The sequence below is a fragment of the Ignavibacteriota bacterium genome (assembly GCA_016708125.1).
Lineage (GTDB): Bacteria > Bacteroidota > Ignavibacteria > Ignavibacteriales > Melioribacteraceae.
The window spans coordinates 2224802-2243623 of sequence record JADJGF010000001.1 but is presented as its reverse complement, the minus strand read 5'-3'; the positions used below and the strand labels follow the sequence as shown (position 1 = coordinate 2243623).

Here is an 18822-nt window from a genome sequence, read left to right as displayed (position 1 = left end):
AAAAAAATTAATTTTCATCAATCCATATATTTATTTGTTCTTTAAAGAATTTTTCAATTACCGGAACTATTGCACCAATAGTGCCGGAATGCCCGCCCATTTGAGAAAACACAATATCAGTATGTCTTCGCGGTATTTCCAAAGCTCTTTTCTGTACTATATTCATAATTGAATTTGTAACTAAATTTCGTGCACAACTAATCTTCCCGCCAATAATTACTCTTGCCGGATTAAACAAATTTATTATTGTTACAATACCCTCACCAAGATTTTGTCCCATTTTATCAATAAGATTAAATGCAAGCTTGTCACTTTCGTTTGCGGCTTTACAGATTATATCAAAATCGAGTTTTGTAATATCATCATTTACAATAGTTAGTATATTTGAAGCTACACCTTGCTGCAAAAGAGTTTGCGCTTGTTTAACTATTGCTTGTGTGCTTGCAATTGCTTCCAAACAGCCTAAGTTTCCGCACTCACAAAGTGGACCGTGATCATCAACCGATATATGACCGAACTCACCCGCCGATCCTGAAATACCTTCATATAATTTTCCATCAAAGATAATTCCCATACCAAGTCCGGAGCCAACATTAAGATACAAGAAGCTATTAATTCCTTTTCCTAAACCATAATTTAATTCAGCTAGAGCAGCGGCATTTGCCACGTTATTTACATAACAAGGAAGATTAAACTTTTCGGCAATAATATCTTTGAACGAAACGTTTCCCCATTTTACTAGGTGCGGAAAAGGTAATGCGGTTCCATCATTCGGATTAAATAAACCGGCAATTGCAACTCCTATTCCCAAGAATTTATTCATTGGAATATTTGATTTATTTATTGTTCTTTCAATCGATTCCAACATTAAATTTGTAACGGCTTCTTTTCCAACATTCTTATCATATGAAAAGTTTTCTTCGAATAAAATTTTACCCTTTAGGTTTCCAATAATTGTTTGAATTCTGGTATGTGATAATTGAATTCCAACTGCATATCTATAGTTTGGGTTAATATCAAATAATGTTGATCTTCTTCCACCATTTGATTCTTCTTTGCCATTTTCAATAGTTAATCCAATTTTATTCAATATTGAAGTAATTGTATTTACTTTCGCAAAACTTATTCCCGTTGAATTAACAATTTCTCTTTGAGTAATTGGACCATCTGAACTAATTTTTCCAACTACAACGGTAACATTTCTTTGGCGTAAAAGGGTTTGACCTTTTATAGTACTTTGATTTGTATTTTGCATTTAATTACTCTCATTAATTAATCCATACACTTTCATAATTTTAAAATTTCTAGAACATAATTAATCCGGCAGTTAATTGTAACGGCCAAGAAAATCTTCCAGATGACATAATAATATAACTTACATCCATTTTTAAACCAAGTGAGTTTGAAAGTGAATATCTAATCCCTGCACCTGCAGTAAAATTCCCTTCATCGTAATTAAATCTGTAACCACTTCTTAACTTAAACATACCTAAATAGCTATATTCTAATCCAATATTTAATCTTTCCGAATAATCTCTTGGATGCAAAGCATCAATAGCAAATAATAATTCGTTACTCGATTTATCATCAAAAAAATCAAGCATATTCATTGAAAGTCCTATTTTGAAAGTAAGCGGTGTGCTAAATGTTTCATGTTGATATTTTAAGTCTGTTGAGAAATTTTGTATTGTCATTGATAAAGCCAAACTTTCATATCCCGGATAGTAAAGTGTACCAAAATCAAAACAAAAAGCAGACATTGTATTATTTGTATTCTTAATTTCTCCAGTAGTATTTATGGTTCTATTACTGCCATAATTTTCATAAATATATTTTATTTGTCCGCCAAATGAAAATTGTGAGGTAACTTTTTTAGAATAACTTAGTCCAACAGCTAAATCTGAAGGTGAAAATGTGCCTTCGTCAACGTAACCATATTGTGCAGATTCTTCAATTGATGAAGCAACCGAAGTTTTGTATAGTTCACCATAATCCATCCAAACCAAATTAATCCCAAATGTTCCCCAATCATATAAATTCATTCCAATTCCAACAGCATTCATTGAAATATCTGCAATCCAAGCATTGTGACTAAAAATAAATTCGTTGCCTTCAAGTTCAGCTAAACCAGCAGGATTCCAGAACATTGCAGAAACACCTTTAATATTTGAAATACCTGCCTCGCCTCTTCCTACCATTTCAGCGCCTACACCTACTTTTAAAAACTGCATTCCGCTTTGTGCAACTTTATTAAAATTATCTTGACCAAAAAATTTGGATGATGTAAGAATTAAAATAAAAGTGATTTGAAAGATCTTTAGTTTTTTCATCTTATCACCACAAATTTTATTATTTCATCTCCCAATTCGGATTCTACATGTGCAATATAAATTCCGCTTACAATATATTGATTTGAATCAGTAACTTGATCCCATTCTTCAGAACCTAATCCACTTGTATGATAAATTGTTTTTACTAAATCACCGGCTACCGTAAAAATTCGAATTTTACAAATACCCGGAAGTCCGACAAATAATAATTTATTATTTTCTAAATCACTTGGATTGTTGGGATCGCCATAATTGACTGAGCGTATATTAAATGGATTTGGAACAACCCGAAGATTTTTCTTAAATGAATTGTGACTTGCTTGAGGTTCCATTGCGGCCGAGGTTCCAACATAAGCCGTAGATGTAAGCTTTGAACTTTCTAATGGTTGTCCAGGTTTTAGATAATTATTCAAACCATCATCAAATGCTGTAACAGCATAATAATAATCAAATCCCATTATTACATTTGAATCAATATATGAGTGTACAATCGGAAGTCCGGTATTTCCTCCAACTTCAAGAATTTTTTCCCATTTATTTTCAGGAGATATTGCAGCTCTGTAAAGTCTATATCCAGCAAAATCTGCTTTTTTAGAATCAGGATCTATTGCACTTTCAGCACTTTTTGACCAATTAATTTTAATATTTCCTATTCCTGTGGCAACATAAATCGAATCGGGAGATGGCAAGGGATCGGGAATATTATATTTTCTTTTGAAAGCAATTTTTGCTCCGTTAAGTGATTTAAATAAGGAATCTCTGCCTGTTGATACTTCGGAATTATATTCTTCTTTAGTAATATTTCCATTCAATAATTTCATTCCAAGATCTTCAGCTTTTTCTCTTGAAATGCCATCAATAACTTGAACTAATACTATTCGCACATCTTCGTTTACCGGAATATTATATGGTCCAAAACTCATTAAAAAATTACCCGCACCATAACTGGCAAAATTTTCATTTCCTCCTTGAGATAATTTTTGAATTTGTGTGCTTGGGCTTGATTCAAGACCGGATGCATCGGTTACATTTTTGGGTTGAGAAGGATCATCTGAAGAACCGGATTCCAAATCATCAATAGCTTGTTTATCAACATGAAGAATGCCCAAACCATAATAACCCGGTACTCTTGGTTCTTGTGTAATTGGATCCGGATCATAATTTTCAGTATCAACATGATCTCCATCCCACGCAATTAAAACCCTTGTAGAATCTGCAGTTTTATCGCCCTTTACCCAATCATCATAAGTTGAACCAAAATATTCATAGTTATCATCCATCTCTGTTCCGCCAAATCTGGGTTTTATATCTGTAGAAAATGAAATCCCAAAATAAACATCATTAAGCTGTTTATTTAATTCCTTAGTAAGATCGTCCGAATCTACATTTCCCGTATTTAGAAATTTATAATCATAGATAATATAATTTTTATGACCTTCGACTGCGTATGCATAAGTTTTTAATTGAACTGTAATTCCCAATGAAGTTGTCCAGACACTTTCAATTTGTTCATCACATATTAATGAAGTTACTAAATTAACATCATCAAAACTTTCTACTTTAAGTCTTCCTGAACCGTCATCAATTCTTACGGTAGGATATGGATAACGAATTCTTTTTTGCAAACTTAGTGGAACAATATTATTAATATCCAAATACATATTTCCGCAAGCAACAAATGCATCTTTTGCAATTGTGTCACCAACACCCATAAAGTTCTTTGCACCCATCCATACACCCCAAGATTCAATATACATTTTCCTTGATGAGAAATTATAATATCTTGTATCATATGGCCAAGTTGGATATAGAATTGTATTATCTCTATAGAGTGATGCCCCATTTTCACTAACCTCTAATGCCAAACGATTTATGTGATGCTCAAATTTCTTTTGGGCAACAAGTGATAATTGAAATGCAAGAAAAATTAAAGTTACTTTTATAATTAAATTCAATTTCATACAAGCTCCATTAAAAATTAATCTTTATCCCAAAATAAATATCTCTAGGACTATTGAAGAGCAATTGAGTTGGGATATCACCAGGATTTGGTAGCTTTATATGATCTGCTTTATAATCCCCTGGTTGATCATTTCCACCTTCTTCGGGAAGAATTAACGATTCTAAATATTCGTTGTAAAGTTTCAAATAAGGCAATAATAATGATCTCAGATTACTGTTTAATTCTTTTACATTAAATAAATTGTAAACTTCAAGATAAACTTGGCAATTAATACCTTCTATATTCAAACCTTTTGATAATCTTAAATTTGTATTTTGATGAGGTCTCCATCTCAGATTATTATTAACACCAGGTAGATTTTTTGGATTATATGTAAATGTTTTTCCACTTCTATATTCATGTGTAAAGTTTAGTACCCAATCTCCAAATAGATCAAAGTCAAGAATATCTTTTCCAAAATCTATAGGAGTCTTAAAAGTTAAATTTGCAAGTATTGAGTATTGAGCTCCTGGCGTATATTGACTACTACTACTTTCAACTGGACTTTTTAATACATCTTCATAAAAAACAGCTTCACCAAAATCGCCAGATGAAGTAATTAAGTAATCGAAACTCAAGTTACCTATAAAAAATTGACCTAGTTTTTTTTCAAAAATGGCTTCTAATCCTCTTGAATCTGCATAATTTCCATTTGTATATGATGATATTGTATTTCCAGCTTCCGAATAATATGTCACCCATTTAATTTGGTTAGTGATATCTCTATAATAACCTGAAATATGTAATAAATATTCATCACCTATTTGTTGTTCAAAGCCTAGTTCATAACCAATTGTTCTTTGTGGTTTTAAATTAGTGTTTTCAATTCTATCATAAAATCCGCCATACCTTTCTCTTTTATTATATAGATAGAGAACGCCCGGCTCATCATAAAAGTGCCCATAATTAAAAAACAATTTGCTTCTTTCACTAATTGGATGTGAAATACCGATTCTGGGGCTTACGTAAAAAAATGGATCAATTTTCTTTTTTGGAGCTAAACTTAAACTATCGAGCGTAAAATAATCTGTAAACATATCAGTATAATAAGTGCCTCTTCTATCGGTATAATCAAATCTTACACCAAGATTTGCAACCATTCCGCTAAACTCTATTTTATCCTGAGCATAACCGGCAAGTTTAATTGGTATTTGTCTAAATTTATCATGTTTAATTAGTGGCGGAGATATCTGAACAAGACCGTGATCCATATCCATATCATCATAATTAAATTCAAAACCAGTTTTTATTTGATGAAATTTATTTACTTGACTAACTAAATCAAATCTTGTATTTATTAGAGTTTCTTTGGAATAATCCCTTTCTTTGCCATGGCCACCGAGTATGAATGAATAACCCGAAGTTGTAATTCCAAACTCACTTTCTCTTCCCCCAAAATCTGCAACATCATACGGTGTCCAGCCATAAGGTTGTTCGTTAAATCCAACATTTCCAACGGTAAATACAATATCATTACTTCTTAAATCAGCATGATTTACGAAAGATCTGCGTAATAAATATGAAACTTTAAAATCATAAAATGAGTTTTCAGAAAAGGCATGAGTAAGATTTATAGCAAATTGATTTCTATACCTGTCTGCAACAGATCTCATAGCCTGATAATATTTTGTAAGTGGATACTGCATACTGTAAATAGACTGTTCAGTTGTTGTTACTGAAACTTGTGGAGTATTATATGTCGTGCTAGATAAGTTCTGCTGATATGTTCCTTGAAAATTAATTTTCATTGCCGAACCTGGATTAAGTGTAAATTTCCAAAACCAGTTTAAGTCTTCAAAATGATCTCTTGATAATGGAATTGCAAACATATTGTATTCATATCGTAAGCTTGTAAAGAATTTTAATAAATTTGCATCAGTTACATAGTTTAAAAATGGAATTGGCCCACCTAAACTTGCATCAATAATATAGTCCGGTTTATGTCCATAATCTCTTTCTCTATGTTGATATTTCCACACTTCTTGAGCTTGTTCCGGAGTAAATCCATAAACAGTATCATATATTGAAAAATATTCCCAATAACTATCTGGATTATTTGGATCATGAGTTCCATCATTGCCGTAAAGTGCATCATCGTATCCATATAAAAGCCATTCCGGAGCAGATTTTTGATCAAAAATTGACTCACCAAAATGTTTTCTTGCAGCAGGGCTGTATTTTAAATCTGCACTAAATTGATATTTTTCGGTGCCGTCTTTTGTTACAACATTTATAACACCTGATCTAATGTTTCCATATTCTGCATTAAAACCACCAGTCAGAATTTCAGCTGCTTTTAGAGAACTTAGATTAAAGTTGGTTAACGATCCACTTGATAATGCTTCTGTTATATTTAAGCCATCAACAAAAACTCCAACCCCTGTGCCACCCCTTATTGATAATTCATTTGTTATTTGTTCCTGAGAATCATTAGTTCTTGGTTTGTAAATAGTTCCTGGCTGAAGATTGAGTAAACTATTAAAATCAATCATTGGAACCGTTTCCACTTCTGCAATCTCAATATCTCGCTTACTTGAAGAAACATCCATCGCAATAGGAGGTTTTCTTGCACTTACTACAATTTCTTCTTCTAATTCGATGGAAATTTTATTCATTTCAACATCGATGTTAGTTGTTCTATCAATTATGATTTTAACATCACTTACTATAACAGTTTGATAACCTATGTATGATATTTTTACATCATAACTGCCAGGAGGAATTGCAAGGATAATAAATTTTCCATCGATATCGGAAGCGGTTCCTCTATTTAAACTTTCTATGTAAATATTAACTCCAATTAAAGGTTCTTTAGTTGCAGCTTCTATAACTAATCCATTTATTTTACCAGTATTAGATGCATGTATCCCTTCAGATCCAAATAAAAATATTAAATAGATAAATTGAATATGGAAAAAGCTTTTGCTCAATAAGTGATTGATCATACCAAACACTCAAAATTTTATTAAGAAATAATTAAACTTCTAAGCTATTATAATTCATATTTTGTCAATACAAATCAAAGGAATTATAAAAAAGTATTTAATAAAAATAGATTGAGATTCTATCTAAATAGACAGAATCTCAAATAAATTATTTTAACAAAACCATCTTTTTAACATCGACATATGAACCAGATTGCAATTGGTATATATACATTCCGCTAGCTAAGTTACTTGCATCAAAATTGAATTCATAATTACCTGCATTCTTAATTTCATTAACTAACGTTGCTATTTCTTGCCCAATGATATTATAAATTTTTAATAATACTTTTCCTTGTTGTTTTATGCTATACCTAATTGTAGTAGATGGATTAAACGGATTTGGATAATTTTGTTCAAGAACATATTTTTGAGGTATTATGTCATAATTTTTAACATCATCAATTATTCCTTTGTTAATCAATCTTACATCATCTACTCCATAACTTGCTGTAGGCATACTATCTGCAGCATGAATTACTACTACTGCCTGAATATATGCGGTGCCTTCAGGCATTACCTTAGTATTTTTGCATTTTAACCAATCTGAAGTAACACTGTCCTGAAATTCTTCCCAGTAAAGAAAAGTTTGTCCTGTTATACTTTTTGCAGAAATTTTTAAGGCGGCATAAACAGCTCCCGGATCCGATGGTGAAACATCTTTAAAATATGAACTTAGTTTCCAAACATCACCTTCTTTTGTTGGAAATGTGTTTTGATATAATAAATAATAACCGCCTTCAGTGCTTGTGCATTTTACCCAATTATCACCAGTGTTGGCTGTTTCAGCATCATTCATTACTTCTAAGCTTGCCCCAGCTTGCGCATATCCAATCCAACCTAAAGGAACACCATTTGAATCTGCTCCTTCTTCAAAACCAGGATTAGCTAAATAATTTGCAGGATCTTTTTGCGCAATTAATTTAAGTTTTACATCATCAATTCCGTAATCAGCTTCAGGTGCCCCATCAGCAGCATGAATTACTATTACAGCTTGAATATAAGCCGTACCCTCTGGCATTGTTTTGGTATTCGAATATTCTGCCCATTTTGTAGTAACACTATCCGGATATATTTCCCATGCTTGAAAAGTTGCACCAGTAATACTTTTTGCTGATATCTTTAATGCTGCAAAATTTGCACCTGGATAAACCGGTGATAAATCTTTAAAGTATGAACTTAATTTCCAAACATCACCTTCTTTTGTTGGAAATGTATTTTGATATAATAAATAATAACCGCCTTCAGTGCTTGTGCATTTCACCCAATTAACTCCGCTATTAGCACTATGAGGATCATTCATAAATTCAATGCTAGCACCAGCTTGTGCATAACCCAGCCATCCTAAAGGTACTCCGTTACTGTCTGCACCTTCTTCAAATCCTGGATTAGCTAAATAATTAGATTCATCTTCAACAGGATTAAGTAATTCTAAACTTACATCATCTAAAGCATAAGAAGCTTCAGGAACACCATCAGCTGCATGTATTACAATTACGGCTTGAATAAAAGCAGTTCCTTCCGGCATTTCCTTTGTGTTCGAAAACTTTCTCCAGTATGTTGAAACAGTATCTTGGTATTCTTCCCAAGCTTGGAATGTTGCACCCGTAACGCTTTTTGCTGAAATCTTCAATGCTGCAAAACTAGCTCCAGGATATTCTGGAGAAATATCTTTGATAAATGAACTAAGCTCCCAAATATCCCCCTGTTTAGTTGGGAACGTGGCTTGATACAATAAATAATAACCTCCGAGCGTACTTGTTGATTTTACCCAATATTCGCCAGTATGGGCAGTTGCTGCATCATTTATAACTTCCAAACTTGCACCGTTTTGCGCATAACCAATCCATCCTATTGGTATTCCATTTGAGTCTGCTCCTTCTTCAAAACCAGGATTAGCCAAATAATTAGGTCTTGCAGATACAGTTGGTTCCTCATAAATTAATTCTAATTTAACATTATCAAATCCATAAGAAGCTTCAGGTGCTCCATCTGCAGCATGCACTACTATGACGACCTGTATAAATTCAGTACCTTCTGGCATAGCTTGAATATTTGAAAATTTCTGCCATTCATTTGTTACATCATTTTGAAAGATTTCCCATGTTTTGAAAGTTGAGCCAGTAACACTTTTAGCTGAAATTTTTAATGCTGCAAAAACAGTCCCGGGATCGGCGGGAGAAACATCTTTTATAAATGAACTAAATTCCCAAACATCACCTTGTTTAGTTGGAGCTGTTGCTTGATACAACAAATAATATCCACCGAGAGTGCTGGTCAATTTAGCCCAATAATCGCCGGAATAAGCAGTAGCACTATTATTTACTAATTCAAAACTTGCACCGGCTTGTGCATATCCAATCCAACCTAAAGGAACACCATTTGAATCTGCCCCTTCTTCAAAACCAGGATTAAGCAGAACATTGTTTTCACCAATATCGGGTATCAATTCAAAAGAAACATCATCAATACCATAAACGGCTTCTGGTGCGCTGTCTGCAGCATGTATTACAATTACAGCTTGTACATACGCAGTGCCTTCCGGCATTGTCTTGGTATTTGAATAATTAACCCATTCTGTTGTTACACTATCTGGGTATATTTCCCATGCTTGAAAAGTTGCACCAGTTATACTTTTAGCAGAGATCTTCAATGCAGCAAAATTTGCTCCTGGATAAACTGGTGATAAATCTTTAAAGTACGAACTTAACTTCCAAACATCCCCTTCTTTTGCCGGAAATGTTGCTTGATACAATAAATAGTAACCGCCCAAGGTACTTGTGCATTTTACCCAATTTGAACCATCGTGAGCGTTGCCATCACTCATAAACTCTATACTAGCGCCGGCTTGAGCGTAACCAATCCATCCTATTGGTATACCATTTGAATCTGCTCCTTCTTCAAAGCCTGGATTAGATAATACATTTTGTCCAACCAATAAAAGTGGAATAAAGAAAATACTTAATAATAGCAGTTTAAACTTTTTCATTAAAATCCTCCTATAGACTTAAATGAGCAATATTGAATTATGATTTTCATATTGTTCAATGCTACTTTGCTGAATTCATTATTTATTAAGATTGACGATATTTTATTTTTACAACAACTTATTTCAACTAATGAAGTTTTTATCTCAATAAAATCGCTTTTTACTGAACTTTTTATATTTATTATAAAAATTAACGACATTAAGTTGTTAAACAATACTACAGTTCTCTAGTCACAAAATTTAAATGAACACGAGAAATGAATAATTTAATATTCATTTCTCTTCAACCTTTTTCTATTATTTGATTAGCATCATTTTTCTTGCACTTACAAATGAACCTGCTCGTAATTGATATACATACATTCCGCTAGCTAAATTAGCCCCAATAAAATCAACTATATATTGCCCTGCCTTTTTGGATTCATTTAGTATTGTAGATACCTCTTGTCCAAGCATATTATATACTTTTAGCGAAACAAATTCAGAGTTTTTCAAACTAAATTTTATTTTTGTACTTGGATTAAACGGATTCGGATAATTTTGCATCAATTCATAATGGTTAGGTAAATTATTTTTCCTATCATTCTTAACATCAGTAATTACAATATTTTGTGAAAATTCATCTACACCTTCGAGTTTATCAATAATTACAGTATGTTCAATATTTGTTATCTCTGGTTCTCTTATATAGAATCTTAATTGATCAATATTTGCAATATCTCCATAAAGTTGTTCGTCGGTACCAATGTCAGACGACCAGATTGGTTCATCAGGATTATTTCCTAAATATCTGAATCCTTCAAGTGTATCTGCTTTAAATTTAACCCCAACATGACTCCAATCGGTATTTTTCAATTCGAATGGTGCGCTTTCCCACATTTCATTTCCACTCATTAATCGTAAGGTTATCTTGTTGTTAGACCCGTCACCTTTTAACCAGTATTGCATTCCCGCTTTAAGCGATGAAAAATCTAATCCAGGAATAATATTTCTTTTTCTAACTGCAGCATAACCTAATGATCCATTATATTTAATAGCCATTGATTGTGAACCACTTTTTGTATCTTGAGAAAGAGTTAAATCAACACCACCAGTGCCAAAAAGATTCCACACAGTTTTTAAATTTTCTGCGTCAGAATAAGTTTCAAAATCATCTGCATTTTTTGGTTGTAAAGCAGGAAATTTATCAACTGCATAAATTCCATCTACACAAATTGAGCGAGTTACTGTATCAATATATGCTGGATAAGAATCTGGAATATACGGAGGAATAGGAGTTGTAAAAAATCTTTTATCCACACGCATTTCTATTAGTTTACCCATGCTTGTTTTTAATTGTTCGTCGGTTCCAATCTCACAATCCCAACAGGTGTAATCTGGACTGTTTCCTAACCAACGAAACCCATTTGTTGCACTAGCCTTCAACGGAATAGTTACCATTCTCCAATTAGTATCTTCAACAGAAATCCAATTTGAGCCCCAATAATTTATTTCTGTATCCATAAATCTAAATAGGAATAAATCTTTTGTTCCATCACCTTTCAATAAAAATTGAATTCCACCTTCCGGGCTAACATTGGACAAATTTGGAAGCTTGAAAAGAACTTGACGATTTCTGAAAGCTACTCCCCAAGTTGTTCTTTCTTCCAATTGAAAAATCCATTGCGCATATTTATAGCCTTCTGGCGCTAAATTGTCACGACCTAATTCATAATCCAAAGTGCCATAGCCAAAACCTTGCCATTTTTCTTGAAAATCTGCCGAAGCAGTGAATTCTTCATAATCACTTATTTTAATTGCATTTACACCAACAGGCGGCATAAAATCAACAGCGCGGAAATCATCAAAGTAAATTCTATGAGTATTTGTATCATTTGTGTCTGGATAATCAATATTTATTTGGAAACGAGTGATAGCACTTTGGCTAGCTAGCAAATCATCTTCATTTTCGGAAAAAAGTCCATTTCCATCCCACAAGTGCATGCCATATTTATCTGTAACATCTAATTTAAATGGCACGTAAACTACATGCCACGATGAATCTTTTAATGATATAGGATTAGATCTCCAAATAGCATAGAAAGTATCAACTTGGTTGTAATATCTAAATCTAATTTTATTATTAGTACCATCGCCTTTTAAGTAAAATTGAATACCAGCTTTTGTTGTGCTTAAATCGAGTGGAAAAAATGCGGCATCTGTTGTTAATCGTTCAAGAACACCGCCCCAAGTGCTTTCAGTTGAACTGTAAACATATTTTAGATAGTTATCACCACCAGGTGCGGCTTTTGCTGCAGTATCGATAATTACTTCAAAATCTTTTGATGCATATCCAAAAACCCTCCAATGCTGACCAAGCTCACCATTGGTTGCATAATTTTCAAAATTATCTAAAACTTTTGTTTGGGCTTTACTTTCTGAAATTGAAAGTAAGGTAAATGAAATTAAGAGTAAAAGAGGGATTAAAAATTTTTGTTTCTTCATATTCTATCTCCACTTAATACTGAGATTTTTGATTGAGGAATATTTACAAATATTGTTTTAAGATTTTCACACCGTGATTTTTTATCATTAAAATCAATGTAAAAAACTTAAGTTGTGTTATTAACACAATAGTAATCATTATTCATTCCGCCTCCCTTTTTTTTAAAAAGATTTTAGTATCTTGATTTTGCTAATTGTACCTTTCAGAATTTATTATAAGATTATAAAAAAATATCCAAGTCCTATAATTTTATTTTTTCAATAATAAAGTAGCCATTTAAGGTACAATTGTCAAGAACTTTTTATTTTATTTATAATAAGTTACGATAAAACGATAGATTTATAATACTGTTTTTATATTTTTTACAATTATTATAAGTTTTAATATTTTTTTGCTAAAAAAAAGAGATTGAAAATTCATGATTTATAAAACTTTGTAATTATTAAATGAGAATTTTGAGTTTTACGGATAAAATGTCAAATCGAATTTGTAGTAAAAACTTTGCTGGATTAATACACTTTTAAAGTACAAATAATATTTACTATATTATTTACTGTTTCAATAATATAGATAATAGCATTTAAATTTTCCTTTAGAGTTATATTCAATTTGATTATGTTTTAATAAAAAATAACACAAGAATTCAAATAGATTATAAAAATAACAAAATTTACTTCAGTATGGTCATCATAAATAGTAAATTATCCAATTAAAAAGATCAAGAATCACAAGTAAAGAAGCTTCGTATGCTTTTAAACAAAACCAAATTAGTTCAAGAACTCTTGTCAGAAAGATAAATAGTTTTCCTTTCCAGATAAATTACTTTTGGTGATTTGCAAGAACAAGATTGTATAATTATCGAGGTACAAAACTAAGTTATCTTTTTATATTTTTGAAAGAAATAGGGTTTTGATTTAATCATAGGAACGATAAATTTTTTGAAGAATTAATTAAAATTTTATGAAATAAATTGGGTGACTTAAATGGATCGCATATGGACAAATTGAAAATTTTGATTTGAATTTAATGCCCCAAAAGTGCCCAACACATATCACAGAGGGTCATTTTGGGCGGTTATAACGGTAGTTTATACAATGAAAAGCCCGAAAATAGCTTATTTTTACTGTATTCGGGCTTCTTAATTTCTATGCGGAGAGTTAGGGATTCGAACCCCAGAAGGACTTACATCCTTAACGGTTTTCAAGACCGCCGCATTCAACCACTCTGCCAACTCTCCAAAATCTTATATTCGAAAATTAATGAATTTTCTTAAGTAAAGAGTTAAAAACTAAATATTTTTTTTATCAAGACCAAGAAAAATAGAAAATAATTTATAACCAATTTTTAGTAATTTTATTGGATTATTATTCGCTAAAAAGGAGTTCTTATGAAAAAAATTTCACTCGTATTTATTTTTCTATTTCTCCTTTCCACTTTTTCATGCAATTCAGAAAACATTTCAAAAAAAGTAGAAAGAGTTCCAAGTTGGGCCAAATCCGCAGTTTGGTATAAGATATTTTCAATTGAATAATTAGTTGACATTAGTTTTTAAACACTAATCAAAATTTTCAATTGTAATTTTACTTGTTACTAATAATAAAAGAAAAAAATTAAAAAATTGCATAAATAAATGGTGCTAATGCTGAACCCTGAGTCAGCACAATAAGTACACCCAAAAGTACTAGAAAGAACACAATAGGTAATAACCACCATTTTTTTCTTATTTTAAGAAATTCCCAAAGTTCAACTATAATTCTTACTTTACTCATAAATTTTCCTTATTTCTAAATACTTTTTAGTTCATTATTCTAAATTATAACCTTTTGTAAAATAGAAATTACAATTTTAATTAAATAATATGCTGAAATCATTTTTGAAAAATGAATAGATTTATAAAATCTGTCCTTTAATTAATTTAATAAACTATTTCATCAATAATAATTTCTTTGTTTCGATTTTGTTTCCAAATTGAATTCTATAAAAATAAACACCGCTTGTTAAGTTTGATGCATTAAAATCGATATCAAATTTACCTTTCTTCATTTCTTTATTTAATAGTGTTTGTACTTCTTTGCCTAAAACATCATAAATTTTTAAAACAACATGATTTTGTTCTGGTATTTGAAAACTTATTTTAGTTGTTGGGTTAAAAGGATTTGGATAATTTTGATATAATTTAAATTCATCAATTATTAAATTATTCGTTTGGTTAGACTCAACACTAACCGGCTCTTCACCTAAATAAAAAACTTTTGCTTCAAAAGAACTTAAATCAATAAAGACTGGTCCGCTAACTGGCTGAAGATCAATTACATTTCCATCAATAAGATTAGTAAGATATTTTGTTCCTTCAGGAAGATCGCCAATATATATAGATACACTTTTATCGGAATCCCTAAAATTAACAATTGTTAAAACATTATTTTCTTCAGAAGTTGACATGTAAGCATAAACATCGGAAGGAAGTGATGTAGTTATTCTATTTAGAACAGGATTTGTTAAATATTTTTTTCTGAGGTTAATAATTGATTTGAAATATGGTCTTAAACTATCTGGATCACTCCAATCAATCATATCTCTATTTGTATGCTCACCAACTTCACCGCCAGAATAAATTAGAGGAATTCCGTTGGAAGTCATAATTATAGTATGCATCATTTTTGACCTTTGTGTATCATAAGAAGAAGCAACTCTCACTTCATCATGATTTTCCAAAAACCTAAATGGTCTTGCATAACTTGGATAGTTCTTTCTTAATTCAGCATCAAAAACATCAATAGCCAGCGTACCATTAGAAACATTGAGAATTTTGGTTCTCAGGTCCCAATCGTTTGCAGAATCAAATCTATTTTGATAATAAACCGATTCAGAAGATGAAGCTTCTGCTTCTAAAAAAAGTTCGGGTTTAATATTTTTTAAAGCTGTTCTCCATTCTTGCCAAAAGTCCGAATTTCTTTGCTCAACTCCCCAAGCTACATCACATCTGTAGCCATCAATATCAAATTGCTGTACCCAGTATTTTGCAACATCAATGAAATATTTTCGAACATCTTCATTATTATGATTCAAGTTTGGTAAACTTGCCCAATCAAAAAAGTATTCGTAATTAGAATTACCAGGCTCTCCATCCCAAATATAAAAATCAGCCCATGGTGAATTTGAACTATATTGTAAAGTGTTTTGCATAAATGGATGTTGAATGGAAGTATGATTTACTACAAAATCGAGAATTACTTTTATACCTGAATTATGAAGTGCAGTAACAAGATTTTTAAAATCTTCTGAATCTCCATAGTCTTCTTCAAAATCATAATAATCAGTAATTTCATATCCATGAGTTGTTGGTCCTTTATAGATTGGCATTAACCAAACCGCATTTATTCCAAGATCTAACATTTCCGGAATTTTGTTTTGTATTCCTTGAAAATTTGAAGAAGAGCTAAAAGTTCTGGGATAAATTTCATAAAATATAGCGTCATCAATCCAGGCTGAATGATCATTTATGTCTGCTATATAAACCGAATCATTTTTTGCTACAATCATTTGTCGGGCATATGCAAGTCGTCCTTGAGAATCTCTTGCTCTAACATTAATATAATATTCACCTTCATTTTGAGGGAGATTAAAATTTATTGTTTGATTTGCGGATGCTCCTATTAAATTTGCAGGGTTAATATCGTCATCATCCGTCCAATAATATGTGAATAATAAACTATCTGGAGAAGTTGCTTCAGCTGTTAATGTAACAGATCTACCCTCTACCAATCCAATAATTTTTACTTCCGGATCATGATTTTTCACAAAAGTTAAAACTAGATTTTTTGAAGTTGATTCAAAACCTTTACTATCAGTTGCCTTAACAAAAATTATATTGTCACCTTCCTCAAGTTTTACAGGAACGCTAAATTGAGAATCAATAACATTTTCAGTTGTTTCATTTCCATTAAATGAAAATGTTATGTTTGTTATTTCGGGATCACTTAAAGTACCTTTCACTGTTAAATCAGACTTCCAATAACTAACAGAAGGAGTTAAAAAAGTAATTGCCGGACCGTATGTTTCTAAACTATCAGAAATATCACCCGCCGAAAAAGATTTTCTTCCTCTTTTATCACCTGCAAGAGAAACTAATCTTGGACCCATTTTACCGCCAGTGGGAATATAATTTGCAAAAACTCTACCTTGCCAAAATCCACTTCTGAAAAACGCTGCATCGTAAATATCGGGATCTTCTAAATCATCTGATCCGCCTTCGGCAGAAGTAACTTCAAAACCGTTACCGCTTTTATCTTCGTTGGCTAAATAAGAGAACAAATAAAAATTACGTTCTCTTGTCCAACTACCTAATAAACTATCAAGATATGCCAAACTAATTGCAAAATTAAACTTATCAGAATTTATTGCATCTGAATTTATTTCTAATTGACTGCCGAGTGAATTCAAGTTTAGCCAAACTCTATTTTCGTTTTCTTGATTTTCATAAGCATTATTCGGTGCGCCAATTGGAATAAAAATTCCATTATTTTCCCAATTCTCTGTTAATATATCAAGAGATAAAGGATCATCAATACTTGTTGATACAGGATTAGTAATTATTATTCCAACTCTACTGCGGTCTGTAATATCTTTTAAAGAAATTGAAAAAGTTAGTGAATCGTGTGTTGAAACCTCATCAATTAAAAGAGAAATAATATCTGCACTCCCCTCTGACACACCAGAAGGGTAAGAATAAGGTTCATCATTTATTGCGTCCGCATAGTAATATCCAGTAGTGCCCAAATAAACACCATACGAATAACTTGCGGTTGTTAATAATCCTTCATTATTTGAAAAACTAATGGTAACTAAATGGTTCCCTTCTCCATTTAAGACAATATTTGCACTAACGATATTTGAATCAGAAGCAAAAGTATGTGTTACCGAAGTACCATCTAAATCAACTAAAATAGAATTAACATCAATCCCACTTGATTTTACGCCAGCCCTTAATAAAGCTTTAAAATTTATTTCTATACCTTCTTGATTAAAAACTGAACTTTCATTAGGCGATATAAGTTTAATTGAAGGAATTGAATCTATAACTATCGTAAAAATATTATTATCACTTACTGTACTAAAATTGGGTTCGTCAGGATCATTTATCCAAAGAGAGTTATTTAATTTGAATTTATATTCATAATTACCTTTCTCTAAATGTGAAGTAACCTCCCATAGACCATCGTTGTCATTATCTTGCAAAGGATCAAAAAGTTCATTCCAATTATTAAAATCACCAACGAGTGCAACTGAGTTTATATTTTGAATTACAGAAGTACCAGTATTATTTTCATCAAAATAAAAATCTAGCGGCGCTTTATATATAGTGAGACCTGGAGTTCTCATAAAAGTAGAAGATTTAGAGGTTGTTCCAGCATTAGAGCTTATCGAAACAACAACTGTATGTTCACCTTCTGATAAAGCAATTATTGGTTGATAGTTAAATTCTTTCTCTGCTTCATTATAATATTGAGAAGGATTTTCTATTGTAACATTATCAATTGTAACATTTAAAGAATTTAAATCAATCGGGTTGGCGGCGGTATATGCAAAAATTGCTCTAATAGGTTCACCAGTTATAGTTGTATCAACATACATATTTCCAGCGGAATTTTTATCTCGCGGCAATAAATACGTTATCATTGGATCTGTAGCATTTAATATTGAATTATTATTATCTGTTAATTTAATTTTAGGATTATCAGGATCGTTCCATGCAAAAGACCAGTTTGCATCAAAAACGAATTTATACATATGTTCAACTCCAGTAGCAAACTCTTTTGTTATTTCATAAACTCCATCTCCATCAAGATCAGTCATTACCATAGTTGGATCGCTATTGTTCCATCCGTTAAAATTACCAACTAATCTTAATGTAGTAAATTGATCAATAATTGGTTTATAATGAAGTGTAATAGGAACTGTTTGAGTAAATAATTGAGTAGAAAAAACAATTAAAAATAAAATTATTTTTTTTGAAAAATTCATTTTGTTGC

9 protein-coding genes and 1 tRNA gene are annotated in these 18822 nt (G+C 31.5%); 1 reads left to right on the top strand and 9 read right to left on the bottom strand.

Features of this window, described 5'->3' with window-relative positions; all coding sequences use genetic code 11:
- Positions 1-7 precede the first annotated feature (7 nt).
- The 7 genes from IPH62_09835 to IPH62_09805 form a co-directional block, all read right to left on the bottom strand.
- Positions 8-1255 (bottom strand): ROK family protein, encoded by a 1248-nt coding sequence (locus tag IPH62_09835; protein ID MBK7105569.1) that lies wholly within the window; start codon positions 1253-1255, stop codon positions 8-10.
- A gap of 49 nt (positions 1256-1304) precedes the next feature.
- Positions 1305-2330 carry a PorV/PorQ family protein gene (locus IPH62_09830; GenBank protein ID MBK7105568.1) on the bottom strand — a complete coding sequence of 342 codons (1026 nt, stop codon included), beginning with the start codon at positions 2328-2330 and terminating at the stop codon, positions 1305-1307.
- Positions 2327-4291, bottom strand: a complete 1965-nt coding sequence (locus tag IPH62_09825) for a hypothetical protein (GenBank protein MBK7105567.1) — start codon at positions 4289-4291, stop codon at positions 2327-2329. Before IPH62_09825 ends, IPH62_09830 begins: the two co-directional genes overlap by 4 nt.
- Positions 4292-4301: 10 nt before the next feature.
- A complete protein-coding gene (locus tag IPH62_09820; GenBank protein MBK7105566.1) occupies positions 4302-7277 on the bottom strand; it encodes a TonB-dependent receptor in 2976 nt (991 codons plus the stop codon).
- A 148-nt stretch (positions 7278-7425) separates the two neighbouring features.
- On the bottom strand, positions 7426-8844 hold the full coding sequence (locus IPH62_09815; protein ID MBK7105565.1) for a T9SS type A sorting domain-containing protein: 1419 nt from the start codon (positions 8842-8844) through the stop codon (positions 7426-7428).
- A 1758-nt stretch (positions 8845-10602) separates the two neighbouring features.
- Positions 10603-12789, bottom strand: coding sequence for a T9SS type A sorting domain-containing protein (locus IPH62_09810; protein ID MBK7105564.1), 2187 nt, complete (start codon positions 12787-12789; stop codon positions 10603-10605).
- Positions 12790-13940: 1151 nt separating this feature from the next.
- A tRNA-Ser gene (locus tag IPH62_09805) sits at positions 13941-14027 on the bottom strand.
- A gap of 150 nt (positions 14028-14177) precedes the next feature.
- Here IPH62_09805 and IPH62_09800 point away from each other — a divergent pair.
- Positions 14178-14321 carry a hypothetical protein gene (locus tag IPH62_09800; GenBank protein ID MBK7105563.1) on the top strand — a complete coding sequence of 48 codons (144 nt, stop codon included), beginning with the start codon at positions 14178-14180 and terminating at the stop codon, positions 14319-14321.
- 79 nt (positions 14322-14400) lie between these two features.
- Here the strand turns inward: IPH62_09800 and IPH62_09795 are convergent, their stop codons facing one another.
- Positions 14401-14559, bottom strand: coding sequence for a hypothetical protein (locus IPH62_09795; protein ID MBK7105562.1), 159 nt, complete (start codon positions 14557-14559; stop codon positions 14401-14403).
- 154 nt (positions 14560-14713) lie between these two features.
- The gene (locus IPH62_09790; GenBank protein MBK7105561.1) at positions 14714-18814 is read right to left on the bottom strand and encodes a T9SS type A sorting domain-containing protein; all 4101 of its coding nucleotides are present in this window, start codon (positions 18812-18814) and stop codon (positions 14714-14716) included.
- Positions 18815-18822: the final 8 nt, after the last annotated feature.